Genomic DNA, 22,565 nt, shown 5'->3' with positions numbered 1-22,565 from the left:
ATGATCGCACGGGCGCTGCCGCCCCGGGCTGGCGCTGGCGGGCTAGCGCTGCTGGGCGAGCACCTCGCGCATGGGTGGGCGGTCGGCGAGAGCCACCTCGTGGCCCACGCCGTGCCACTGGTGCTCGCGCTGCTCGAACTGGGTGAGCCCGTGCCCGGTGTCGGCCACCCCGCAGCGGCGCAGCGCGGTGCCCAGGATCTGCCTGCTCATCACACCCAGCTCCAGCAGCGAGCGGTTGCGGTGCTTGCGGACGCCGAGGTTGACCTGGGCGATGGCATCGAGCCCGCAGCGGGCGTAGGTGTCCAGCAGCAGCCCGATCTCCACGCCGTAGCCGGGGGCGAAGGGCACGCTCTCCAGCAGCTCCCGGGTGGCGGCGTACTCCCCGCCCAGCGGCTGCACCACCCCGCTCAGCTCCGGGCGCAGCGCGGCAAGCAACGGACGCGCCATCAGCTCGGTGACGCGGCCGCCGCCGGACTCGCTGTGCTCGCCCTCCACCCGCAGCGGCCGGCGGTAGAAGCCCTTGACCAGGGCGGTGCCCGGCCGGGTGAGCAGCGGCCCGAGCAGCGCGGGCACGAAGCCGGGGTCGGTCTCCACCAGGTCGGAGTCCAGGAACACCACCAGGTCGCCGGTGGTGGCCGCGAGCGAGCGCCACAGCACCTCGCCCTTGCCCGGCACCGGGTCGACGCCGGGCAGGGCCTGCTCGCGGCTGACCACCCGGGCCCCCGCCGCGGCTGCCCGGGCGGCGGTGGCGTCGGTGGAGCCGGAGTCCAGCACCACCAGCTCGTCCACCAGCGTGCCCAGCAACGGGTGCACGGCAGCCACCACCGCGGCCACCGTCTCCTCCTCGTCCAGCGCGGGCAGCACCACCGACACCGTCCGTCCGGCCTTGGCGGCCACCAGCTCGGCAGCGGTCCACGGCGGCTCGTGCCAGGTGTGGGTGGTGAACCAGGCCGGCTCCGGCGCGCTCACGCCAGGCCCCGGGTGGTGCGGGCCGGCGGGCGCTGCCCAGCGATGGCCGCCACCATCTCCACCACGCGGCGGGTGGCACGCACCTCGTGGGCGCGGAAGACCCTGGCCCCGGCCGCGGCGGCCAGCGCGGTGGCGGCCAGGGTGCCCTCCAGCCGCTCGGTGAGCCCCACGCCCAGGGTCTCGCCGATGAAGTCCTTGTTGGACAGCGCCATCAGCACCGGCCACCCGGTGGCGACGAGCTCGTCGGTGCGGCGCAGCAGCTCCAGGCCGTGGAAGGTGTTCTTGCCGAAGTCGTGCGTGGGGTCGACCAGGATCGAGCCGGGATCGACCCCCAGCTCCTGGGCCCGGCGAGCCTGGGCGGAGACGTCGGCGATGACGTCAGCCACCACGTCGGCGTAGTGCACCCGGTGCGGACGGGTGCGCGGGCGGGCGCCGCCGGTGTGCGAGCAGACCAGCCCGGCGCCGTGCTCGGCGGCCACCTCGGCCAGGTGCGGGTCGTAGCCGGCCCAGGTGTCGTTGACCAGGTCGGCCCCCGCCTGGCAGGCCAGCCGGCCGACCTCGGCCCGCCAGGTGTCCACGCTGATCACCACGTCCGGGTGCCGCTCGCGCACCCGCTCGACGAAGGGCACCACGCGGCGCGCCTCCTCGGCTGCGTCCACCAGCACGCCGGGGCCGGCCTTCACCCCGCCCACGTCCAGGATGTCGGCACCCTCGGCCACCGCGCGATCAGCCGCAGCGAGGGCGGCGTCGTCGGCGAAGTGGGCGCCGCGGTCGTAGAAGGAGTCGGGCGTGCGGTTGAGGATCGCCATCACCAGCGCGCGGTCAGCCGGCACCCGACGTCCGCAGAACACCGTGGTCGGCACAGGGGTCATCGACACCCTCAGGCTCGGGGCGCGCAGGCCTGCAGCGCGGTCTGCACGTCGCGGGTGACCACCAGGTGGTCCAGGCCGCGCTGGGACACGAAGCCGGCCGGCATGCTCCGCAGCCAGCTGAGCAGCCCGTCGTAGTGGCCGGTCGGGTCCAGCAGCACCACCGGTCGGTCGTGCATGCCCAGGTAGCCCGAGGTCCACACCTCGAACAGCTCCTCCAGCGTGCCCAGCCCACCGGGCAGGGCCAGGAAGGCGTCGGCGCGCTCGTCCATCAGCCGCTTGCGCTCGCGCATGGTGTCGGTGACCAGCAGCTCGTCGGCGGCGGCGTCGGCGTGCTCGGCGGCCATCAGCGCCTTCGGGATCACCCCCACGGTGGGCCCACCGCCGCGGCGGGTGGCCCGGGCGAGGGCGCCCATCATCGAGGTGTTCCCGCCACCCCACACCAGGCCCCAGCCGCGGGCGGCGATGCCGGTCCCCACCTGCTCGGCGAGGTCGAGGTAGCTGGGGTCGACCGGCCCGGAGGCGCAGTAGCCGGCCACGAACCGGGTCACGACTGCAGTCCGCTGGGCAGGTCGTCGGCGGAACCGGGCTCGTCCAGGTGCCGGGTGGTCAGCGCGCCGGTGCGCCGGGACTCCACGATGATGTCCACCACCTCGTCCACGTCGTCGGTGCAGTGCAGCAGGCTCATGTCGACCTCGGAGATGTTGCCCGCGGCCAGCACCGAGCTGCGGATCCAGTCGATCAGGCCCGACCAGTAGCTGGTGCCGAACATGATGATCGGGAACCGGGTGATCTTGCGGGTCTGCACCAGCGTGAGGGCCTCGAACAGCTCGTCCAGCGTGCCGAAGCCGCCGGGCAGGCAGACGAAGGCCTGGGAGTACTTCACGAACATGGTCTTGCGGGCGAAGAAGTACCGGAAGTTGATGCCCAGGTCGACCCACTGGTTGAGCTGCTGCTCGAACGGGAGCTCGATGCCCAGGCCGATGGAGCTGCCGCTGGCGTCGCAGGCACCGCGGTTGGCCGCGGCCATCACGCCCGGGCCGCCGCCGGTGATCACCGCGTACCCCGCGGTGGCCAGCGCCTTGCCGATGGCGCGGCCCTGGGCGTACACCGGGTCGTCCTCGGGGGTGCGGGCGGAGCCGAACACGGTGACCGCGCTGGGCACCTCGGCGAGCGCGCCGAAGCCCTCCACGAACTCGCTCTGGATGCGCAGCACCCGCCACGGGTCGGTGTGCACCCAGTCGCTGGGGCCGCGGTGGTCCAGCAGGCGCTGGTCGGTGGTGCTGAGGTCGTTGTTGCGCTCACCGCGCACCTGCACCGGCCCGCGGTTGCGCACCCCGCGGGGCCCTGCCCCGTGATCCTCTGCTGCCATGGGGAAAGGGTAGCCAGGTGCCACCACGCGTCAGGTCAGGTAGGCCCGCAGCACGTCGGCACAGCGGGTGATCTGCTCCACGGGCACGTGCTCGTCCCGCTTGTGCGCCAGGTTGGGGTCACCCGCGCCGTAGTTCACCGCGGGCACCCCGAGGGCGGCGAAGCGGGAGACGTCGGTCCAGCCCAGCTTGGCCTGCGCCACGCCCCCGGCGGAGGTGACGAACTCGGCGGCGGCGGGTGCGGCCAGCCCGGGCAGCGCACCGGCGGCGGAGTCGGTCACCTCGAAGCCGAGGCCGTCGATGCCGGCGAACACCGCGCGGACGTGGTCCTCGGCCTGGGCCTGGCTGCGGTCGGGGGCGAAGCGGAAGTTCACGTCCACCTCGCAGCGGTCGGGCACCACGTTGCCGGCCACGCCGCCGCTGATGCGCACCGCCTGCAGGCCCTCGCGGTACAGGCAGCCGTCGATGTCCACCTGGCGGGCCGAGTAGGCGGCCAGGCGGTCGAGCACCGGCGCCATCGCGTGCACCGCGTTGCTGCCCAGCCACGAGCGGGCCGAGTGCGCCCGCGTGCCGGTGGTGCTCAGCCGCACCCGCATGGTGCCCTGGCAGCCGGCCTCCACCGTGCCGTCGGTGGGCTCGCCCAGGATGGCCAGGTCGCCCACCAGCCACTCCGGCAGCTCCCGCTCGATGCGGCCGAGGCCGTTGTGCACGGCCGCGATCTCCTCGCAGTCGTAGAACACCAGGGTTACGTCGCGGGCGGGCTCGGGCACGGTGGCCGCCAGGTGCAGGAACACCGCGTCGGTGGACTTCATGTCCACGGTGCCGCAGCCGTGCAGGAGGTTGCCCTCGCGGCGGCTGGGCACGTTGTCGGCGATGGGCACGGTGTCCAGGTGCCCGGCCAGCACCACCCGGCTGCCGCGGCCCAGCTGGGTGCGGGCCAGCACGGTGTTGCCGCTGCGGACGATCTCCAGGTGCCCGGCCTGGCTGCGCAGCGCCTGCTCGACGGCGTCGGCCAGGACGCTCTCCTGCTGGGAGACGCTGGGGATGTCCACCAGCACGGCCGCGAGGTCCACGGGGTCGGAGCTGAGGTCGAGAGCGGGAGTCACGTCACGGGGAGCCACCCATGCAGGTTATCGGTGCGCCGGTAGCGTTGTGCGGCGTGAGCACACAACTGGAGCCCGGCGTGACCGGAGCACAAGCAGACGGAGTGGCCAGCGTCCTCGCCGACGGGACCGTGCTGGACGTGTGGTTCCCGCAGCCGCAGCTGGGCGCGCACCAGGCGTCCGCGAGCGCCCGGCTCACTGCCGAGGAGCTCGACCCCGCCCTGGCCGCGATGCTGGGCACCGACGAGGCCCGCGGCGTGGAGGTGATGGGGGTGCGCACCACCATCGCCGACCTCAGCGCCGCGCCGATCGACGCGCGCGACGTCTACCTGCGCCTGCACCTGCTCTCCCACCGCCTGGTGCAGCCGCACGGAGTGAACCTGGACGGCCAGTTCGGGCTGCTGTCCAACGTGGTCTGGACCAACCACGGGCCCTGCGCGGTGGAGGGCTTCGAGCTCACCCGCGCCCGGCTGCGCGCCCGCGGCCCGGTCACCGTCTACAGCGTGGACAAGTTCCCGCGGATGGTCGACTACGTGGTCCCCTCCGGGGTGCGCATCGGCGACGCCGACCGCGTCCGGCTGGGGGCGCACCTGGCCGCCGGCACCACCGTGATGCACGAGGGCTTCGTGAACTTCAACGCCGGCACCCTGGGCTCGTCCATGGTGGAGGGCCGCATCTCCGCCGGCGTCGTGGTGGACGACGGCTCCGACGTGGGCGGCGGTGCGTCGATCATGGGCACCCTCTCCGGCGGCGGCACGGAGACCATCTCCCTGGGCAAGCGCTGCCTGCTGGGCGCCAACTCCGGCATCGGCATCTCCCTGGGCGACGACTGCGTGGTGGAGGCCGGCCTGTACGTCACCGCCGGCACCAAGGTCACCGGCCCGGACGGCACCGCGGTGAAGGCGCGCGAGCTGTCCGGGCAGAACGGGATGCTGCTGCGGCGCAACTCCGTCACCGGTGCGGTGGAGGTGGTGGCGCGGGAGGGCTCTGGGGTGGCGCTGAACGAGGCCCTGCACGCCAACGACTGAGCAGCCGAGCAACTGAGCTACTGCGCACCTGACGCACAGAGCGCAGACAGCACCGCCCGGACGCGACGTGCGTCCGGGCGGTGCTGTCTGCGCTCGAGGTGGGCGCGGCGTCCGAGCCGCTACTTGGGCTCGATGTCGAAGAGCGCGGTGTTGCCGCTGACCGAGGTCACCCGGAGCCCAACCTCGACGTTCGTCTCGCCCCGCACCGTGCAGGTCATGGTCTCGCCGACCTCAGCCTTGAGGTCACCCGGGCAGGTCACCGAATCGGGGGTGCCCAGCCCGTTGGCCGCGAACTGCTGGCTGATCTGGGACTCCACGGAGTCGCGGTCCACCATCTTGGCGCCGCGCACTCCGACGAGCACGATCGCCAGCACGCTGAGCGCGAGGAAAACGAACCCCAGCACGACGGCGACGGTGGCGAGGGTGCGGCCCTTCTGCCCGGTGCGCTTGGTCTGCGCGCGCCCGACGAAGCCGAGCACGATGCCCACCGGGGAGAACACGAACGCGAAGACGATCGCAAGGATCGCCACGGTGTTGGTGCCGGGGGGAACCGGCGCCTGGCCCTGGTGGGACGGGAACGGCTGCGCCTGCGGCGGAGGGGGGAACGCGCCAGGGGTACCCGAGCTAGTGGTCATGAAAGCCTTCCAGGGCAGGGCTGCTCAAGACCCCACGACGGCCCGAGCAGCAACGACGCAGGGACGAGGTGCCCGTGCAGCGCACAGTAACTGCCATGTGCCGCTCTGTGTCAAGCAAGACTCTTCTGAAGTCTTGCCCGATCACGAAGCGCCGCAACGACACCGCCGCTGCGCAGGCGCCGGTCAGCCCTGCAGGCGAGCGACCGCGGCGTCGATGCGCTCGTCGGTGGCGGTGAGCGCGATCCGCACGTGCTGTCCGCCGGTGGGGCCGTAGAACTCCCCGGGCGCGACCAGCATGCCGCGCTCGGCGAACCAGGCCACGGTGGCGCGACAGTCCTCGTCACGGGTGGCCCACAGGTACAGCCCGGCCTCGGAGTGCTCCACCTGCAGCCCCGCGGCTCGCACGGCGGGCAGCAACCTCGCCCGCCGGCTGCGGTAGATCTCCCGCTGCGCCGCGGCGTGGGTGTCGTCGGACAGCGCCGCCTCCATGGCCGCCTGCACCGGCCGAGGCACGATCATGCCGGCGTGCTTGCGCACCTCCAGCAGCTCGGCCACCAGTGCCGGGTCGCCGGCGACGAACCCGGCGCGGTAGCCGGCGAGGTTGGAGGTCTTGGACAGCGAGTGCACCGCGAGCAGCCCGGTCAGGTCGCCGTCGTTGACGTCGGCGTGCAGCACCGACCGTGGCTCGGCGTCCCAGGCCAGCCCCAGGTAGCACTCGTCGGAGACCACGACGGTGCCCCGCTCGCGCGCCCACTCCACCACCTTGCGCAGGTGCGGCACCCCCAGCACCGCGCCGGTGGGGTTGGACGGGGAGTTGAGGAACAGGACGGCCGGCTGCCCGGAGCCCCGGGTGGCCGGCCCGAGGCGGGTCACGCTGTTGGAGCGGACCACCTGGGCGCCAGCCAGCTGGGCGCCGACCTCGTAGGTGGGGTAGGCCAGCTCGGGCACCACCACGGTGTCCGCCGGCCCCAGCCCCAGCAGGGTCGGCAGCCACGCGATCAGCTCCTTGGAGCCGATGGTGGGCAGCACCGCGTCGGCGGGCACCCTGTGCACGTCGTGGCGGCGGGCGAGGGCCTGCACGACGGTCTCCCGCAGCGAGGTGGTGCCCCACGTGGCGGGGTAGCCCGGGATGTGGGCAGCAGCGGTCAGCGCGTCCTGGATGACCTCGGCGACCGGGTCGACCGGGGTGCCCACCGAGAGGTCGACGATGCCGTCGGGGTGCTCACCGGCACGCTGTGCGGCGCCGGTGAGCGAGTCCCACGGAAAGCTGGGGAGGCTGAGGTGCTTCCTGCTCACTCGCCGTCACTCTGCGGCGGGAGGCTGGCCACCGGCTCCGGGTCGAAGTCGGTCTTGCCGACCTTGGCGGCGCCGCCGGGCGAGCCGAGGTCGACGAAGAAGTCGGCGTTGACCTTGGTGTAGCCCGACCACTGGTCCGGCACGTCGTCCTCGTAGTAGATGGCCTCTACCGGGCAGACCGGCTCACAAGCACCGCAGTCCACGCACTCGTCGGGGTGGATGTAGAGCATGCGCCCACCCTCGTAGATGCAGTCGACGGGGCACTCTTCGATGCAGGCCTTGTCCAGCACGTCCACGCAAGGCTCAGCAATCGTGTAGGTCACTGCGGTTCTCCTGATCTCGCCGGGGGCTACTCGTGAGCAAGTATCCCCGAATGATCCTTCTGGTGTGAATTCACCCCGTCGTGTGTCGCGAGCTGCGTACCCACTTGTCCGCCTTGCGTACTGCGCGCTTGAGGGCGGAGTGCTCGCTGAGGTAGTCCCCCGCCAGCCCGACCACCGGCACCTTGCCCAGCGCCCGGTAGGGCAGGCGGCCCTGCGGGCGCTTGTCCAGCTCGCCCAGGATGCCTCGCATCACCCGCGCGTAGCGCCACAGCGCCCGGGCCGCACCGACCAGCGCCCCCCGCTCGGGGGCGCTGCCCTTGCCCGGCTGCTCCTCCTGCTTCGCCGCGGTGCCCTCCACCAGGGCACGGCTGACGTCGCGGTCGCACAGCACCCAGGCGAGCATGCGCACCTGCTCCACCTCGTCGGTGACGCCCCACTCGCGGGCCACCGCGCACAGCAGCATCGCCTGGCTGGCGCTGCCCAACGCCGGCTGCAGCGGCAGCCGGTCGGCCACCACCCCGCCGAAGCCCGGGATGGCGACGATCAGCGTGGTGAAGCGTCCCACCCGGTTCATCCACCAGGTGGTGCGCTGCTGCGGCGTCATGGACTGCCACGCCGCCGTGCCGGGGAACTCCACCTGGTAGAAGGCGTCCACCGCCTTGCCCACCGCCCGGTTCTTGAGGCTGGTGCTGCGCACCTCAGCCACTTCGGGGTCGGGCCGCTCGTGGGTGCGCGCCTTGAGGTGGAACGGGTCGGTGTGGGTGAGCGCGTCCAGCACCGGTCCGCTGCCGTGCACCACCACCTTCAGTGCGCTGACCACGTACGCGTCGGTGATCGCCGGCGCCATCACTGCCCGCTCGCCATGGCGGGAACGTCCCGGCGGCCATAGCCGGTGGTGCGCTCGTGGATGGGCCGGCCGATGCCCGCGGCGATCTCGGTCAGCTCCTGCACCGTCTTGGCCGAGCCGTGCTGCGAGCCCGCCATCCGGGAGATGGTCTCCTCCATCAGCGTGCCGCCCAGGTCGTTGGCCCCGCCGTTGAGCATCGCCTGGGTGCCGGCGGTGCCCAGCTTGACCCAGCTGGTCTGGATGTTGTCGATGCGCCCGTGCAGCATGATCCGCGCCAGCGCGTGCACCGCCCGGTTGTCCCGGATGGTCGGTCCCGGACGGGACGCCCCCGCCAGGTACAGCGGCGAGGACTGGTGCACGAACGGCAGCGGCACGAACTCGGTGAAGCCGCCGGTCTGGTCCTGGATGCCGCGCAGCACGTTGAGATGGCCCACCCAGTGCCGCGGGTGGTCGACGTGGCCGTACATCATCGTGGACGAGCTGCGCAGCCCCACCTCGTGCGCGGTGGTCACCACCTCGATCCAGGAGCTGGTGGGCAGCTTGCCCTTGGTGAGGATCCAGCGGACCTCGTCGTCGAGGATCTCCGCGGCCGTGCCGGGGATGGTGTCCAGCCCCGCGTCGCGCAGCTCCACCAGCCAGTCCCGGATGCTGGCCCCGGAGTGCGCGGCCCCGTTGACCACCTCCATCGGGCTGAAGGCGTGCACGTGCATGCCCGGCACCCGCTCCTTGACCGCGCGGACCAGGTCGGCGTAGCCGCCGGCAGGGATCTCCGGGTCGATGCCGCCCTGCATGCACACCTCGGACGCGCCCAGGTTCCAGGCCTCCTCGGCCCGGTCGGCCACCTCGGTGAGGCTCAGGGTGAACGCGTCAGCGTCGCCCTTGCGCTGGGCGAAGGCGCAGAAGCGGCAGCCGGTGTAGCAGATGTTGGTGAAGTTGATGTTGCGGTTCACCACGTAGGTGACGTCCTCGCCCACGGTCTCCCGGCGCAGGTCGTCGGCCAGCGCGCACAGCGCCTCCAGGGCCGGGCCCTCGGCGGTGGCCAGGGCCAGGTACTGCTCGTCGGTGCACCCGGCCGGGTCGTCGGCGGCGGCCCGCAGCGCGGCGGTGACGTCCCCACCCAGCAGGGCGGGGGCGTCGATGGCCAGCACCTGCTCGCGCACCGTCTCCCAGTCGCCGAAGGCCGAGCCCAGGTCGGAGCGGGTCTCGGTGTTGCGGCCATCGGTGTCGATGGCGCTGTGCAGGTCGGTGCGCCCGCTGGACTCCCAGGAGGCGTCGGGCTCCTGCCACGGCAGCCCGGTGGGCACCGCTGCGGCGTCGGCCAGCCCGTCCGGTGCGGCCAGCGCGCGCACGTGCGCGCTGATGCGGGGGTCGATCCACGGCGAGCCGGCCAGCACGTACTCCGGCTGGGCGGCCAGGCGCTCGGTGAGGGTGAACCCGGCGGCCGCGCTCGCCGCGGCGAGGGCGTCCAGCTGGGGCCAGGGCCGCTCCGGGTTGACGTGGTCCGGCGTCAACGGGGAGACACCGCCGAAGTCGTCCACGCCCGCACCCAGCAGGGCGGCGCAGTCGTCCAGGTCCACCAGGTTCGGCGGGGCCTGCACGCGCATCGCCGGGCCCAGCAGCAGCCGGGTGACGGCGATGGTGGCCCGGTAGTCGTCCAGCCCCGCGTCGGGGGCGGCACGCATGGCCGTGTCGTCCTTGGCCCGGAAGTTCTGCACGATCACTTCCTGCACGTGCCCGAAGCTCTTGTGCGCCTTGCGGACGGCCAGGATGGAGTCGACGCGCTCGGTGAGCGTCTCGCCGATGCCCACCAGGATGCCGGTGGTGAAGGGCACGCCCAGGCGGCCGGCGTCGGTGAGGGTGCGCAGCCGCACCTCGGGGTGCTTGTCCGGGCTGCCGTAGTGGCACTCGCCCTTGGTGGTGTGCAGCCGCAGCGAGGTGGTCTCCAGCATCATCCCCATGGACGGCGCCACCGGCTTGAGCCGGGAGATCTCCTCCCAGGTCATCACGCCCGGGTTGAGGTGGGGCAGCAGACCCGTCTCCTCCAGCACCCGGACGGACATGGCCCGCAGGTAGGCCTGGGTGGAGTCGTAGCCGCGGGAGTGCAGCCACTCCTGGGCCTCCGGCCAGCGGTCCTCGGGCCGGTCGCCCAGGGTGAACAGGGCCTCCTTGCAGCCCAGCGCCGCACCCTGCGCGGCGATCTCCAGGACCTCGTCGGGGTCGAGGAACATGCCGTGCCCGGCGGCGGCGAGCTTGCCGGGCACGGTGACGAAGGTGCAGTAGTGGCAGCGGTCCCGACACAGCCGGGTGAGCGGGATGAACACCTTGCGGGAGTAGGTCACCACACCAGGCCGGCCGGCAGCGAGCAGACCGGCGTCGCGCACGCGGGCCGCAGCCGCGCACAGCGTGTCCAGCTGCTCCCCGCGGGCGTGCAGCAGGGTGTGGGCCTCGGTGGCGTCCAGGGTCTTGCCGTCGGTGGCGCGCCGCAGCGCGCGCCGCAGCGCCGACTCCGAGGGCGTCACCTCGACCGGGGGTGGGGTCGGAAGATCCACGGGCTCAGTTGTCACGACCCCGATACTGCCCGTTGCCTCGCAGCCTCGCCCAGGTGGCCACCCAGTACCACCACCGCCGGCACCACTCCGAAGCCGAACAGCGCCATCAGGCGCCAGTCCTGCGGCGGAACCTGGTCGCCGCCGGGACCCCCGGTGGCCAGCGCCAGCACCACCAGCACCCACCCGACCAGCGGCAGGGCGGCCACGCCGGTTCGCGGCGTGAGCCTGCCGGCCAGCCAGACCAGCCCGGCGTTGGTGAGCGCCGCGGCGAACGCACCCACCGGCAGCGGGACCACACCGACGTACACCGGCAGGAAGAGGGACTCGAGCACCGCGAGCACCGCGGCGTAGAGGACCAGCAGGCCCAGGCAGAGCCGGGTCACGGGGTGATGCCCGCGAAGAGGTCGTGCTCCCGGCCGTCCGGGCCCAGCTCACCGGCCTCGCCGCGCACCCGCACGTAGTGCTCGGCGAGCAGCACCGGCTGGGCGATGTTGTTGGACAGGGCGAGCTCGGTGCCGCTCGGCGCCACGGTGACCTGCGTGGCGTGGGCGCGCATGGCCGCCAGCTTCGCCTGCCGCACAGCGTGCACGTCGATCACGGCGTCCACGTCGGCGTCGGACACGCTGGGCAGCTCACCGGGCTCGGGCAGCCGCCAGCCCTGCGGCAGGTCGGTCATCCCGGCGATGCCCGCCGTCAGCGCGCGGTGCTCCACCACCGTCCAGTACACCTTGGGCACCTCCCACGCAGGCCCCGCGTCGGCGAACATCGCCGGGTCGGCGGCGTGGTCGAGGGCGTCGGTGGTCAGTCGGTGCACCTGCACGTGGTCGGGGTGGCCATAGCTGCCGTGGGGGTCGTAGGTGACCACCACGTGCGGGCGCACCCGGCGGATCACCTCGGTCATCGCGTGCGCGCCAGCCAGCCCGGCGTGCACGAAGGCGCGGGGGTTCTCCGCCGACGGCGTGCCCACCATGCCGGAGTCGCGCCACCGCCCGGCCCCGCCCAGGAAGTGCGGCCCGCCCACGCCCAGGGCGTGCAGCGCCCGGCTCAGCTCGCTGATGCGGTAGCCGCCCAGCTGGTCTGCCTCCCCGGCCACCAGCCCGGCCCAGCGCGCCCCGATCACCTCGCCCTCCTCGCCGAGGGTGCAGGTGAGCACCGTGACCTCCACCCCGCGTGCGGCGTAGTGGGCGATGGTGCCGCCGGTGGTCAGGGTCTCGTCGTCGGGATGGGCGTGCACCAGCAGCAGCCGCGGGCGCCGCAGGCTCATCGGTCGTTCCGCGACCACGTGGCGGCGTCGGCGAACGGGCCGCCCCGCAGCCCGATGGGCTCGTCCACGCCGGTGACCTGCTTGCGCACGGCCAGCACGGTGCTGTCCTGGTACAGCGGCAGCACCGCGTGCAGCGCCCACAGGCGCGGCTCCAGCTCGGCCAGCGTGGCGGCCACGTCGACGGCGCCGCTCAGTGCGGCGTCGATCTGCGGCTGCAGCGAGGGGTCGCACACCCCGGAGACGTTGCCCAGCCGGGTGGTCGGCGCGCTGCGGGTGCCGGTGGGGCCGGCGGCTGCGGTCGGGGTGGGCGCACCGGCGGGAGCGACACCAGCCGAGCCGGTGCAGCCGAAGGTCGACGCCAGCGTGGTGGCCGGGTCCCCACCGGCGGGCGCCCGGCCGACGAGCATCCCGATCTCGCCGCTGCCCAGGCGGTCGCCGTAGAGCTCGCTGGAGGTGACGATGGAGGCCTTGGCGTTGATGCCCGCGCTGGTGAGCTGGTCGGCCACGGCCTGCGCCACCGAGGTGGCGGCGCTGTCCTCCTTGGCCGCCCCCACCATGACCGTCAGCGGCGTGCCGTTCTTCAGGTAGCGACCCGCCTGCACGCTGTAGCCGGCCCGGCCCAGCGCCTCCACCGCGGCGGTGACGGTGCCCCCAGCGGGGCGGGTGGCGAGGTAGCCCGGCTCCGACGGCGCCAGCACCTGGGCGTCGGCGCGGAACTGCCCCACCGCCCGGCCCGCACCGATCATGCTCAGCGCGTCCACGTCCAGCAGCCCGAGCAGGCCCTCTCGGACGTTGACGTCGGACAACCCGCTGGCGCCCACGTCCACGGCCACCCGCATGGTGGAGGGCTGGGCCACGGTGAGGGTGCGCACGTCGGGGATGGCCGCCAGCTGGGTGCGGGTGGCGTCGCTGCCGTGCAGCTGGGCCATCTGCGCGTCCTTGGAGCGCAGCGACTCCGCCAGCTGGTTGGGGGTGCCGTCGCGGCGCAGCAGGATCGAGTCCAGGGCGGTGGGGGTGTCCCAGAAGCGGTCGTTGCGCTCCAGCAGCACCTCGCCGCGGTCGCGGTCGACGCTCTTGACCTTGAACCGCGAGCCCGACACCGGCAGCCCGTCGTCCAGGGCCGCGGTGAACCCCCCGGGCAGGTCCTTGAGCAGGTGCGCGGGCAGCAGCGAGCGGAACAGCTGCTGCCACGCCGGGTAGTCGGCGGCGAAGGACACCGTCACCGTCTTGCCCCCGCCGGAGGAGGCGACGTCGGTGATCAGGTCGTAGCCGGCCGCGTCGGCCACCCCGGGCTGGGAGATCATCTGCTGCCACAGGTAGCGGAAGTCCTCCGCCGCGATGGGAGCCCCGTCCGACCACTGCGCCTCGTTGCGCAGCACGTAGGTCACCTGGAACGGTGCCGTCGGCTTGGTGGTGGCGGCCGGGGTGGCCGAGACGGCGATGGAGGGATCCAGCGTCCACCCCGAGCCGGTGGCCTCCGGGAGGAACACCGAGGGCAGCACCAGGCCACTGACGGCGTTGTTCACCGGGGAGAGGTCAGCCAGCTGGTGCGGGTTGAACCCCGGGCCCACCTCGTCGATGGCCACCACCACCGAGTTGGTCACCGTCGCCTTGGGCGGCGGCGTGACGGTGGTGGCCGTGCTGACCACCACCGGCGCCGGCTGGGCGGTGCAGGCCGGAGTCAGCGCGACCAGCGCAAGAGCTGCGGCCCCCACCCAACGCCCGCCTCGGCGGGCACCGTGCCGACCGCGCACCTGTGCATCTCCCTGCTCACCGTGACCGGCCCCCACACGCGCGGGGGCCGCCTGCTGCACCGGTTCGCCCGGTGCGTCCGCCCAGACTAGATCAGCTGGCGGCCTTGTCACGGAGCTTGTCGCGGGAGCGGGTGCGGGCGCGCTCGTTGGCGTCCAGCACCAGCTTGCGCACGCGCACCACGTCCGGCGCGACCTCGACGCACTCGTCGGAGGCGCAGAACTCCAGCGCGCTCTCCAGTGTGAGCACGCGGGGACGGGCCAGCGCCTCGAAGGTGTCCGAGGACGACTGCCGCATGTTGGTGAGCTTCTTCTCGCGGCAGACGTTGATGTCCAGGTCCTCCGAGCGGGGGCTCTCGCCCACCACGTGACCCGCGTAGGTGGCCGTGCCCGGCTCCACGAAGAAGGTGCCGCGGTCGGAGAGCTGGATCATCGCGAACGGGGTGACCACGCCGGCGCGGTCGGAGACCAGCGAGCCGGTGTGGCGGCTGCGGATCTCGCCGGCCCACGGCTCGTAGCCGGCGGAGTAGGTGTTGGCGATGCCGGTGCCCCGGGTGTCGGTGAGGAACTCGGTGCGGAAGCCGATCAGGCCGCGGGCGGGGACGACGAACTCCATGCGCACCCAGCCGGTGCCGTGGTTGACCATCTCCTCCATCCGGCCCTTGCGGGCGGCGAGCAGCTGGGTGACCGCGCCGAGGTGCTCCTCGGGGACGTCCACGGTGAGGTGCTCGAAGGGCTCGTGCATCTTGCCGTCGACCATCTTGGTGACCACCTGGGGCTTGCCCACGGTCAGCTCGAAGCCCTCGCGCCGCATCTGCTCCACCAGGATGGCCAGCGCCAGCTCACCACGGCCCTGCACCTCCCAGGTGTCCGGACGGTCGGTGTTGAGCACCCGCAGCGACACGTTGCCGATGAGCTCGGAGTCCAGCCGGCTCTTCACCAGGCGGGCGGTGAGCTTCTTGCCACCGTTGCGCCCGGCCAGCGGGCTGGTGTTGATGCCGACGGTGACCGAGATGGCCGGCTCGTCGACGGTGATGGGCGGCAGGGCGACGGGGTTGTCCACGTCGGCCAGGGTGTCGCCGATCATGATGTCCGGGATGCCGGCCACGGCGACGATGTCGCCGGCCTCGCCCAGGTCGGCGGCCACGCGCTCCACACCCTCGGTGCGCAGCAGCTCGGTGATCTTGACCTTGTGGGTCTCGGTCACGCCCTCGGCGCTGGTGCGCATCCAGGCCACGGTCTGGCCCTTGCGCAGCTCACCGGCGTGGATGCGGACCAGGCCGATGCGGCCCAGGAAGGACGAGGCGTCCAGGTTGGTGACGTGCGCCTGCAGCGGGGCGTCCGGGTCGCCCTTGGGCGCCGGGACGTACTCCATGAGCAGGTCGAACAGGGCGTCCAGGCCCTCGGCGTCGGGCACCTCGCCGTCGGCGGGCTGGGTCATGCTGGCCTTGCCCGCGCGGGCGGAGGCGTAGATGACCGGCAGGTCCAGGGCGAGCTCGGCGGCGTGCGCCGCCTCGTTCTCCAGGTCCGAGGCCAGGTCGAGCAGCAGGTCGTGGACCTCCTCGACCACCTCGGTGATGCGGGCGTCGGGACGGTCGGTCTTGTTCACCACCAGGATGACGGGCAGCGAGGCGGCCAGCGCCTTGCGCAGCACGAAGCGCGTCTGGGGCAGCGGGCCCTCGCTGGCGTCGACCAGCAGCACCACGGCGTCGACCATGGACAGCCCGCGCTCCACCTCGCCACCGAAGTCGGCGTGGCCGGGGGTGTCGATGACGTTGATCACCACGTCGCCGTCGGGCGTGTGCCGACGCACCGCGGTGTTCTTCGCGAGGATGGTGATGCCCTTCTCGCGCTCGAGGTCACCGGAGTCCATGACTCGGTCGACGAGCTCCGCCCGCTCAGCGAAAGCGCCCGACTGACGCAGCATGGCGTCGACGAGGGTCGTCTTGCCGTGGTCGACGTGGGCGACGATGGCGACGTTGCGGAAGGCGGTGCGGGGCGCACTAGTCACTGGGTAGGTTCTCCTGAAAGCTCTAGAGTCCACGGTCCGAGAAGGGTCTCGATCCGTGGTCGGGGTGGCCGTCGACCTGGGCGCATGCGCGGACTTTTTGTGCTTCTCGTCCGTCGCGCACCACTCAGCCACTGCGGCGACAAACATCTTACCCGCTCACACGAACTTTTCCTGCACTGCAGGTCACTCGACCAGCAGCGGGGCCAGCTCAGCACGCCAGCCCCGGTCGTTCACCACCAGGTCCAACCGGCTGAGCTCGCCGGCTCCCACCCACCGCAGCGCGGCGTGCTCCCTGGCCTCGGCGGGGCCCCGGACCAGCTCTGCGCGGTAGGCGCGCAGCACCCGACCGTCGGGCAGCAGCACGTCCGCGCCCACCTGCTCGCCCGGCTCCACCACCACGCCGAGCTCCTCGTCGAGCTCGCGGACCAGCGCCTGCTGCGGGCTCTCTCCCGGCTCCACCCCTCCGCCGGCCAGCTCCCACTTCCCGGCGAGCGCGGGCGGGCGTCGCCGCTGGGCCACCAGCAGCCGACCGTCGGCGACCACGGCACCGGCCACCACCTCCCGGGCGGCGGCCATCGCGGTGGCGGCGGCGCTCACGTGGTCCACCCACTCCCCCAGCACGGCCTGCACCCAGCCGCGAACCAGACCACCCGACGGACCCCGCACCTGGGCCACCAGGCGGGTGCCCGCCGTGGTGGGCGCGAGCGTGACGGTGACCTCCAGGGACGGCAGGGGGCCGCGCTGCCGGCTCAGCCGCAGCTGGTGCAGCTCGGCGACCGCCACCCGCAGGCCGAGGGTGACCGGCAGGCGCCGGGGCCGCACGGCCACCACGTCCCCGGGGGCGAGGAGGCCCTGTGCTCGCGGTACCTGCACCCGGGCGTGTCCGGCCAGCGCGGCGGCCACCACCACCGAGCGCACGGCGCCGGCCGTGGTGGCCAGCGGCGCCGCGACGTCGCGCTCCAGGCGTGCGGCGGTCACCGGCGCCGTCCGGGCTGTCCGTGCCGGCAGTGCCGGCCCGTGCCACCATCAACCATGGCGACCTTGCTGACCCGGGCGGAGATCGAGTCGGCGCTGCCCGAGCTGCCCGGCTGGGCCTTCACCGACAACCGCCTGCAGCTGACCACCGAGCTGGCGAGCTTTCCCGCCGTGCTGGCGCTGGTGGCCGCGGTGGGCGAGGTCGCAGAACAGCGCAACCACCACCCGGACATCGACATCCGCTGGCGCACCGTGACCTTCGCGTGCACGACGCACAGCGCCGGTGGCGTCACGCAACGGGACGTGGAGCTGGCACAGCAGGTTGCGGCACTGCTGGCCGAGGCCTGACCAGACGCCGCTGCAACCCCATGAGCACCAGGATGAAGGCGGTGCCGGCCGGGTAGATCGCGCCGGAGATCGACTCCAGCAGGGGCCGCTCGAACTCCCAGATGCTGGGCTGCTGCAGCAGCAGCAGCGCGATCACCCCGATCAGCATGACCACCACCCACACCAGGCTCGCGACGAAGGCCAGCCTGGTCTGGCGCAGCGGGCCGTGGGCCAGCCACAGCACGGCGGGCACCAGCCACACCCAGTGGTGGCTCCACGAGATGGGCGAGACCAGCAGCCCGAACAGCTGGACGATCACCAAGGTGCCGAGCCGGTCGTCGGCGGCCAGGCCCCGCCAGGCCCACACGCACAGCGCCGCAGCCAGCAGCACCGCCACCACCCACACCGGGCCGGTGCCCACGTCGTGGCCGGCGAAGCGGCTGAGCACCCCACGCAGCGACTGGTTGATGGCCGAGCCCACCGGGCCGATCCGGTCCGCCTTGCCCAGCAGCTCACCGAAGTAGGTGCGGGTGGCGTCCGGGATGGCCAGGAAGCTGATGGCGATGGTGGCGGCGAAGGCCACGGCGGAGAACACCGCCGCCAGGTAGCGGCGCTGGGCCAGGAAGTACAGGCCGGTGATCGCCGGCGTCAGCTTCACCCCGGCCAGCACGCCGACGATGCCGCCGGCCAGCCACCACCGGCTGGTGGTGGCCGCGGCCAGGCCCCCCAGCACCAGGAACACGTTGACCTGGCCGTAGTCCAGCGTGGTGCGCACCGGTTCCATCCAGATCCCCACCGCGGCCCACAACATGGCGGCGTTGCGCCAGAAGGGCTCGGCCGAGCGCTCCGCACCCAGCAGCAGCGTGAGGCTCAGGCGGACCACGCCCCACAGCGCCACCATGGTGACCACCAGCCACAGCACGGCCAGGGCGGTGATGGGCACGTAGTGCAGCGGGAAGAACAGCAGCGCCGCGAACGGTGGGTAGGTGAAGGGCAGCGGGAAGTTGGGGGTCATCTCCGAGAACGTGAAGGTGTAGAGCTCCCCGCGCTCCAGCGACTGCGCGCCGAAGCTGTAGACGCGCAGGTCCACCATGTTCAGCCCGGTGCGGGTGAGGAAGCTGAGCACCAGGCGCGAGGCACCGGAGACGAGGAGGACCAGCGGCGCCAGCCACCAGTGCGACTGCACCAGCGCGAGGGCCCGGGACATGACCTGCTGGAGTCGCACCCGCCCACCCTAGAGCCTCGTCGGCCTCAGTCCTGAATGCGGTTGAACTGCACCAGCAGCTCCCCGAACCGGCTCACGTCCTCCGCCGACCAGTCGTCCAGCAGCCGGGCGAAGCGCTGGCGCCGGGCGGTGCGGGCGTGCGCCAGCCGCACCAGTCCGTCGTCGGTCATCGACAGCTTGGCCGAGCGGCGGTCGGCGGCGTCCTCCACCCGCTTGATCAGGCCCAGCTTGAGCAGCAGCCCCACCTGACGGCTCAGCGTCGGCTTGCCCACGCCGTAGAAGGCGGCCAGGTCGGTGAGCCGGACCTCGCCCACCTCCTCCACCCGCTGCAGCAGCGCGTAGGCCGCCGGTTCCAGGCCGGGGTGCACCTCGCGGGCGAGCTCGCCAGAGAACGAGCGGGCCCGACGGAAGAGCACCGCCAGCTCGTGCTCCACGATGTCGTGCGGGTGCCGGACGCTCACCTCTCCAATGTATAGCGACTCAGGTCACACCGGTCGGGCCCGCGAACCCGCACGGGCCCGCTACATCCCGGTGGCGTAGGACTAGCACCGTGGTGACCGATTCCCCGACCTTCCGCACTGCCCAGGACACCGATGTCGAGGCGGTCGCGGCGCTGGTGCAGCTGGCCTACCGCGGCGAGGAGAGCCGGTCCGGGTGGACCACCGAGGCGGACCTGCTGCGGGGCCAGCGCACCGACACCGGGCAGGTGCGCGAGCTGCTGGCCCGGCCGGGTACCCAGGTGCTGCTGCTGTGCGCGGCGGACGGGGCCCTGCTGGGGTGCTGCGAGCTGACCGGCCCCACGCCCGGGCAGGGCACTCCCGGGCAGGCCTACTTCGGCCTGTTCAGCATCCGCCCGGGGCACCAGGGCGAGGGCTTGGGCCGGCTGCTGCTGGCCGAGGCCGAGCGCCGCGCCGTCACCGAGCTGGGCTGCTCCACGATGGAGCTGACGGTGATCACCCAGCGTGCCGAGCTGATCGCCTGGTACCTGCGTCGCGGCTACCGGCGCACCGGCGAGCGGCGCCCCTTCCCCTACGGCGACGAGCGGTTCGGCGTGCCGCTGCGCGACGACCTGGAGCTCGAGGTGCTCACCAAGGTCCTGGTGCCGAGCGGCTGATCTTCCTCTGGGCTAGCCCCGCCCACCTTGGCTAGCCTCACCCCATGAACGCGGTGACGGCCCTGCGACGGATCGCCTTCCTGCTCGAGCGTGCCCGCGAGGCCAGCCACCGGGTGCAAGCCTTCCGCAACGCCGCCGACGTCGTCACCCGGCTCTCCCCCACCGACCTGGACCGGAGGGTGGCGGCAGGGACGCTCACCGACCTCGGCGGCATCGGCCCCAAGACCGCCGCGGTGATCACCCAGGCGCACACCGGGCACACCCCCGACTACCTGGTCCGGCTGGAGGAGTCCGCCGGCCACCTGGTGGAGGGCGGGGAGAAGCTGCTGGCGCAGCTGCGCGGCGACCTGCACTGCCACAGCAGCTGGAGCGACGGCGGCAGCCCGGTGGAGGAGATGGCGGCGACGGCGGTCGAGCTGGGCCACGAGTACCTGGCCATGACCGACCACTCCCCGCGGCTGACCGTCGCCCGTGGCCTCACCGCCGAGCGGCTGCGCGAGCAGCTCGCCCTGGTGGCCACCGTCAACGAGCAGCTGGCACCGTTCCGGCTGCTGTCGGGCATCGAGTGCGACATCAACGTGGACGGGACGCTGGACCAGACCGACGAGCTGCTGGGCGAGGTGGACGTGGTGGTGGCCTCCGTGCACTCCAAGCTGCGCACCGACCGAGCCGCCATGACCGCGCGGATGCTGGCCGCCGTGCGCAACCCGCACACCGACGTCCTCGGCCACGTCACCGGCCGGCTGGTCACCGGCGACCGGGGGGTGCGCCCGGAGAGCGACTTCGACGCCGAGGCGGTGTTCGCCGCCTGCGCCGAGCACGACGTGGCGGTGGAGATCAACAGCCGCCCCGAGCGCCTGGACCCGCCGCGTCGGCTGCTGCGCCAGGCGGTGGCCGCGGGCTGCCTGTTCAGCGTGGACACCGACGCCCACGCCCCCGGCCAGCTGGACTGGCAGGCCTACGGCTGTGCGCGGGCCGAGGAGTGCGACGTCGACCCCGACCGGGTGGTGAACACCTGGCCGGTGGCGGACCTGCTGGCCTGGACCCGGCGCTCCCGCCCCTAGTCCGCCCCGGCACTAGTCCGGCTCGTGCTCCAGCCGGGCCAGGTACCGCTCGGCGGAGCGCTGCACGGCCAGCTTGGCGTCAACGGTGACCACCCGCCGCCACCAGCCGCCGTAGATGGTGTCGAACGGCCAGGGCTCCAGCAGCCGCAGCGCCCGGTCGATCACCGCGGGCGACTCGGGCACGTGGTTGGGGTAGCTGTACATGAAGGAGACGTAGCGCCGGTCCATCACCACGGTGAGGATGTCGCCGGTGCACAGCGCGGGCTCGGCGAGGGTGACGCCGCCGGCGTCGCGACCGTCCCAGTGCAGCACCGTGCCGCCGGCGAAGTGCACCCCGGCCCGCAGCAGGGTCCGGCCCGGCAGCACCTCCAGGGTGTCGCCGGTCCACGAGACGATGTTGCCGTCGCGGCAGACCCACTCTGCGTCGGCGGCGTGCAGGTACACCGGCACACCACCGAAGGCCTCGCTCCAGGCGATCGCCGAGGAGTAGAAGTGCGGGTGCGAGACGGCCACCGCCGCGATGCCACCCTGCTCGGCCACCGCGGCCACGGTCTCCGCGTCGAGGTAGGACACGCAGTCCCACAGCAGGTTCCCGCCCTCGCCGGGCACCAGCAGGGCCCGCTGCCCGATGGCGAAGGACGGTTCGGTGCCGACGCCCCACAGCGCGCCCTCCTGGCGGAGCACCGTCTGGTGGCCCTGCTCGGCCAGCTCGGCCAGCGTGGTCCAGCGCTGGCCGTCCCAGCCCACGTACTGCCGCTCGTCCTCGCACACGACGCAGCGGCCGTCCACCACGAGCAGCGGGTCGTACTGCACCCCGCAGGTCACGCAGATCGGGTGGACGTCGTCGGTCGCGGGGTCACCGCCGCCGGGGCCGGACACGGGTCGGGCCTCAGCGGTGCAGCAGGGCGAAGGTGGCCAGGGCGTGCACCACCGACTCCTCGCCCTGCAGCACCTCCGCCTCGCACACCATCAGGTGCTCGCCCTGGGTGCGGATCTTGCCGACCGCCCGCAGCTCCCCCGGCTTGGCCGGCCGCAGGTAGGTGATGGTCAGCTGGCTGGTCGCCGGGGAGTCGTCCTCGCCGGTGCGGCTGCGCACGGCCAGGCCCATCGCGGTGTCCACCAGGGTCGCGAGCACCCCGCCGTGCACGGCTCCGGCCGGGTTGAGGTGCTCCTCGGTCGCCGTGAAGTCCAGCTCCGCCCGACCGTCCTCGGTGGTGCCCGGCTGCAGTCCCAGCTGCTCCGCAAAGCCCGTCATGTGCTGCTCCTCGGTGTCGGTCGCGCTCCGGCCCGGTGGCCAGGCGCCCCATCCTTCCGGACAACCGGGGCCCGCGGCGCGCTCGGGGCCCGGCGATATCCTCGATCAGTGGCACGCAGGGACGACGACGACCAACGACCCGCGCTGGGCCGCTTCCGCGGGGCGCGCTACGCACGCACCTGGCTGACCATGCTGTTCGGCATGACGATGGCCTGGCTGGTCATGTTCACCATCGCCTCGCACAGCATCGCCTGGGTGGTGCTGGTGCCGCTGGCCGCGCTGGGCATCGCGGCCATCTGGCTGGTCCCGCTGACGGTGGTCACCCCGGACGGGCTGCGCCTGGTGATGCGGCGCATCTTCGTGCCGTGGTGGGAGGTCCGCTGGGTGCTCGACCCCCGTCCTGGCGACGAGCAGGCCCGCATCGAGCTGCGCGACGGCTCCGTGTTCAGCCTGCCCGGCGTGCCGCCGCAGGCGGTTCCTGGGCTGCGTATCACCTGGGCCCAGAACCGGGTGCGCCGCCGCTGAACCGGAACCCCGTCCGCCCGCCCGTTTGTGGTGAATTCCCACACTTTGGTTGCAATTTTTCTGCC

The 22,565-nt window shown here is 73.0% G+C and carries 24 protein-coding genes; 5 read left to right on the top strand and 19 right to left on the bottom strand.

Annotated features, from left to right (window positions below):
• Positions 1 to 42: 42 nt before the first annotated feature.
• Genes AC3YNX_RS08950 through dapE form a run of 5 tightly spaced genes read right to left on the bottom strand, consistent with a single transcriptional unit; the run spans position 43 to position 4,329 of the window.
• Complete coding sequence (locus tag AC3YNX_RS08950) at positions 43 to 969, bottom strand: glucosyl-3-phosphoglycerate synthase (RefSeq protein ID WP_489995251.1); 927 nt, start codon at positions 967 to 969, stop codon at positions 43 to 45.
• On the bottom strand, positions 966 to 1,841 hold the full coding sequence (folP, locus tag AC3YNX_RS08945) for a dihydropteroate synthase (RefSeq protein WP_489995250.1): 876 nt from the start codon (positions 1,839 to 1,841) through the stop codon (positions 966 to 968). Before folP ends, AC3YNX_RS08950 begins: the two co-directional genes overlap by 4 nt.
• Before the next feature lie 8 nt (positions 1,842 to 1,849).
• Positions 1,850 to 2,389, bottom strand: a complete 540-nt coding sequence (locus tag AC3YNX_RS08940) for an LOG family protein (protein WP_489995249.1) — start codon at positions 2,387 to 2,389, stop codon at positions 1,850 to 1,852.
• A complete protein-coding gene (locus tag AC3YNX_RS08935; protein WP_127782264.1) occupies positions 2,386 to 3,210 on the bottom strand; it encodes an LOG family protein in 825 nt (274 codons plus the stop codon). The genes AC3YNX_RS08940 and AC3YNX_RS08935 overlap by 4 nt, the downstream gene beginning before the upstream one ends.
• Before the next feature lie 30 nt (positions 3,211 to 3,240).
• Positions 3,241 to 4,329: a succinyl-diaminopimelate desuccinylase gene (dapE, locus tag AC3YNX_RS08930; protein WP_489995248.1), complete on the bottom strand. Its 1,089-nt coding sequence runs from the start codon at positions 4,327 to 4,329 to the stop codon at positions 3,241 to 3,243.
• Positions 4,330 to 4,391: 62 nt separating this feature from the next.
• On the opposite strand from dapE, the gene dapD reads away from it, so the two are divergent.
• Entirely contained in the window at positions 4,392 to 5,339 is a 948-nt protein-coding gene (dapD, locus tag AC3YNX_RS08925) for a 2,3,4,5-tetrahydropyridine-2,6-dicarboxylate N-succinyltransferase (protein WP_241249858.1), read from the top strand.
• A gap of 119 nt (positions 5,340 to 5,458) precedes the next feature.
• Here dapD and AC3YNX_RS08920 read toward each other — a convergent pair whose 3' ends face one another.
• The 10 genes from AC3YNX_RS08920 to AC3YNX_RS08875 form a co-directional block, all read right to left on the bottom strand.
• The gene (locus tag AC3YNX_RS08920) at positions 5,459 to 5,974 is read right to left on the bottom strand and encodes a DUF4333 domain-containing protein (protein ID WP_489995247.1); all 516 of its coding nucleotides are present in this window, start codon (positions 5,972 to 5,974) and stop codon (positions 5,459 to 5,461) included.
• A gap of 183 nt (positions 5,975 to 6,157) precedes the next feature.
• The gene (dapC, locus tag AC3YNX_RS08915; RefSeq protein WP_489995246.1) at positions 6,158 to 7,270 is read right to left on the bottom strand and encodes a succinyldiaminopimelate transaminase; all 1,113 of its coding nucleotides are present in this window, start codon (positions 7,268 to 7,270) and stop codon (positions 6,158 to 6,160) included.
• Positions 7,267 to 7,593, bottom strand: a complete 327-nt coding sequence (gene fdxA, locus AC3YNX_RS08910; RefSeq protein ID WP_127782260.1) for a ferredoxin — start codon at positions 7,591 to 7,593, stop codon at positions 7,267 to 7,269. The genes dapC and fdxA overlap by 4 nt, the downstream gene beginning before the upstream one ends.
• Positions 7,594 to 7,663: 70 nt before the next feature.
• Entirely contained in the window at positions 7,664 to 8,440 is a 777-nt protein-coding gene (locus AC3YNX_RS08905; RefSeq protein WP_489995245.1) for a hypothetical protein, read from the bottom strand.
• A complete protein-coding gene (locus AC3YNX_RS08900; RefSeq protein WP_489995244.1) occupies positions 8,440 to 11,004 on the bottom strand; it encodes a bifunctional FO biosynthesis protein CofGH in 2,565 nt (854 codons plus the stop codon). The genes AC3YNX_RS08905 and AC3YNX_RS08900 overlap by 1 nt, the downstream gene beginning before the upstream one ends.
• Complete coding sequence (locus AC3YNX_RS08895; protein ID WP_127782258.1) at positions 11,001 to 11,372, bottom strand: hypothetical protein; 372 nt, start codon at positions 11,370 to 11,372, stop codon at positions 11,001 to 11,003. Before AC3YNX_RS08895 ends, AC3YNX_RS08900 begins: the two co-directional genes overlap by 4 nt.
• Positions 11,369 to 12,253, bottom strand: a complete 885-nt coding sequence (gene mshB, locus AC3YNX_RS08890; RefSeq protein WP_127782257.1) for an N-acetyl-1-D-myo-inositol-2-amino-2-deoxy-alpha-D-glucopyranoside deacetylase — start codon at positions 12,251 to 12,253, stop codon at positions 11,369 to 11,371. Before mshB ends, AC3YNX_RS08895 begins: the two co-directional genes overlap by 4 nt.
• On the bottom strand, positions 12,250 to 13,968 hold the full coding sequence (locus tag AC3YNX_RS08885; protein WP_489995243.1) for an ABC transporter family substrate-binding protein: 1,719 nt from the start codon (positions 13,966 to 13,968) through the stop codon (positions 12,250 to 12,252). The genes mshB and AC3YNX_RS08885 overlap by 4 nt, the downstream gene beginning before the upstream one ends.
• Before the next feature lie 130 nt (positions 13,969 to 14,098).
• A complete protein-coding gene (gene typA / locus AC3YNX_RS08880) occupies positions 14,099 to 16,015 on the bottom strand; it encodes a translational GTPase TypA (protein WP_241249763.1) in 1,917 nt (638 codons plus the stop codon).
• 183 nt (positions 16,016 to 16,198) lie between these two features.
• Entirely contained in the window at positions 16,199 to 16,591 is a 393-nt protein-coding gene (locus AC3YNX_RS08875) for a (deoxy)nucleoside triphosphate pyrophosphohydrolase (RefSeq protein ID WP_127784661.1), read from the bottom strand.
• Positions 16,592 to 17,047: 456 nt separating this feature from the next.
• On the opposite strand from AC3YNX_RS08875, the gene AC3YNX_RS08870 reads away from it, so the two are divergent.
• A complete protein-coding gene (locus AC3YNX_RS08870; RefSeq protein WP_489995242.1) occupies positions 17,048 to 17,338 on the top strand; it encodes a 4a-hydroxytetrahydrobiopterin dehydratase in 291 nt (96 codons plus the stop codon).
• On the opposite strand, the gene AC3YNX_RS08865 is transcribed toward AC3YNX_RS08870, so the two are convergent.
• Together AC3YNX_RS08865 and AC3YNX_RS08860 are read right to left on the bottom strand one after the other, a co-directional pair.
• Entirely contained in the window at positions 17,280 to 18,524 is a 1,245-nt protein-coding gene (locus AC3YNX_RS08865; protein WP_489984080.1) for a mannosyltransferase, read from the bottom strand. The two genes, AC3YNX_RS08870 and AC3YNX_RS08865, sit on opposite strands and share 59 nt — an antisense overlap.
• Positions 18,525 to 18,568: 44 nt before the next feature.
• Positions 18,569 to 19,003, bottom strand: coding sequence for a MarR family winged helix-turn-helix transcriptional regulator (locus tag AC3YNX_RS08860; protein WP_164860582.1), 435 nt, complete (start codon positions 19,001 to 19,003; stop codon positions 18,569 to 18,571).
• Positions 19,004 to 19,095: 92 nt separating this feature from the next.
• On the opposite strand from AC3YNX_RS08860, the gene AC3YNX_RS08855 reads away from it, so the two are divergent.
• Positions 19,096 to 19,656: a GNAT family N-acetyltransferase gene (locus AC3YNX_RS08855; protein WP_489995241.1), complete on the top strand. Its 561-nt coding sequence runs from the start codon at positions 19,096 to 19,098 to the stop codon at positions 19,654 to 19,656.
• 44 nt (positions 19,657 to 19,700) lie between these two features.
• Positions 19,701 to 20,720, top strand: coding sequence for a PHP domain-containing protein (locus AC3YNX_RS08850; RefSeq protein ID WP_489995240.1), 1,020 nt, complete (start codon positions 19,701 to 19,703; stop codon positions 20,718 to 20,720).
• A 12-nt stretch (positions 20,721 to 20,732) separates the two neighbouring features.
• Here the strand turns inward: AC3YNX_RS08850 and AC3YNX_RS08845 are convergent, their stop codons facing one another.
• Together AC3YNX_RS08845 and AC3YNX_RS08840 are read right to left on the bottom strand one after the other, a co-directional pair.
• Positions 20,733 to 21,599 carry an MBL fold metallo-hydrolase gene (locus AC3YNX_RS08845; RefSeq protein WP_489995239.1) on the bottom strand — a complete coding sequence of 289 codons (867 nt, stop codon included), beginning with the start codon at positions 21,597 to 21,599 and terminating at the stop codon, positions 20,733 to 20,735.
• Positions 21,600 to 21,609: 10 nt separating this feature from the next.
• A complete protein-coding gene (locus AC3YNX_RS08840; RefSeq protein ID WP_127782249.1) occupies positions 21,610 to 21,975 on the bottom strand; it encodes a PaaI family thioesterase in 366 nt (121 codons plus the stop codon).
• A gap of 108 nt (positions 21,976 to 22,083) precedes the next feature.
• Here AC3YNX_RS08840 and AC3YNX_RS08835 point away from each other — a divergent pair, with 108 nt between their 5' ends.
• Positions 22,084 to 22,500, top strand: a complete 417-nt coding sequence (locus AC3YNX_RS08835; RefSeq protein WP_127782248.1) for a hypothetical protein — start codon at positions 22,084 to 22,086, stop codon at positions 22,498 to 22,500.
• The last annotated feature ends 65 nt before the right edge of the window (positions 22,501 to 22,565 follow it).

The sequence above is a fragment of the Rhodococcus sp. Z13_19A genome (genome assembly GCF_058133575.1).
Note: the sequence above shows the minus strand (reverse complement) of the source record. Positions and strands in the feature narration are given on the sequence as shown.

Excerpts from the sequence above, each read along its gene's own strand:
- AC3YNX_RS08920 (WP_489995247.1), bottom strand. The coding sequence starts at position 5,974 with ATGACCACTAGCTCGGGTACCCCTGGCGCGTTCCCCCCTCCGCCGCAG.
- AC3YNX_RS08865 (WP_489984080.1), bottom strand. The coding sequence starts at position 18,524 with ATGTCCCGGGCCCTCGCGCTGGTGCAGTCGCACTGGTGGCTGGCGCCG.
- AC3YNX_RS08875 (WP_127784661.1), bottom strand. The coding sequence starts at position 16,591 with ATGGCCGCCGCCCGGGAGGTGGTGGCCGGTGCCGTGGTCGCCGACGGT.
- AC3YNX_RS08840 (WP_127782249.1), bottom strand. The coding sequence starts at position 21,975 with ATGACGGGCTTTGCGGAGCAGCTGGGACTGCAGCCGGGCACCACCGAG.
- mshB (WP_127782257.1), bottom strand. The coding sequence starts at position 12,253 with ATGAGCCTGCGGCGCCCGCGGCTGCTGCTGGTGCACGCCCATCCCGAC.
- folP (WP_489995250.1), bottom strand. The coding sequence starts at position 1,841 with ATGACCCCTGTGCCGACCACGGTGTTCTGCGGACGTCGGGTGCCGGCT.
- AC3YNX_RS08905 (WP_489995245.1), bottom strand. The coding sequence starts at position 8,440 with ATGGCGCCGGCGATCACCGACGCGTACGTGGTCAGCGCACTGAAGGTG.
- AC3YNX_RS08850 (WP_489995240.1), top strand. The coding sequence starts at position 19,701 with ATGAACGCGGTGACGGCCCTGCGACGGATCGCCTTCCTGCTCGAGCGT.
- AC3YNX_RS08870 (WP_489995242.1), top strand. The coding sequence starts at position 17,048 with ATGGCGACCTTGCTGACCCGGGCGGAGATCGAGTCGGCGCTGCCCGAG.
- AC3YNX_RS08935 (WP_127782264.1), bottom strand. The coding sequence starts at position 3,210 with ATGGCAGCAGAGGATCACGGGGCAGGGCCCCGCGGGGTGCGCAACCGC.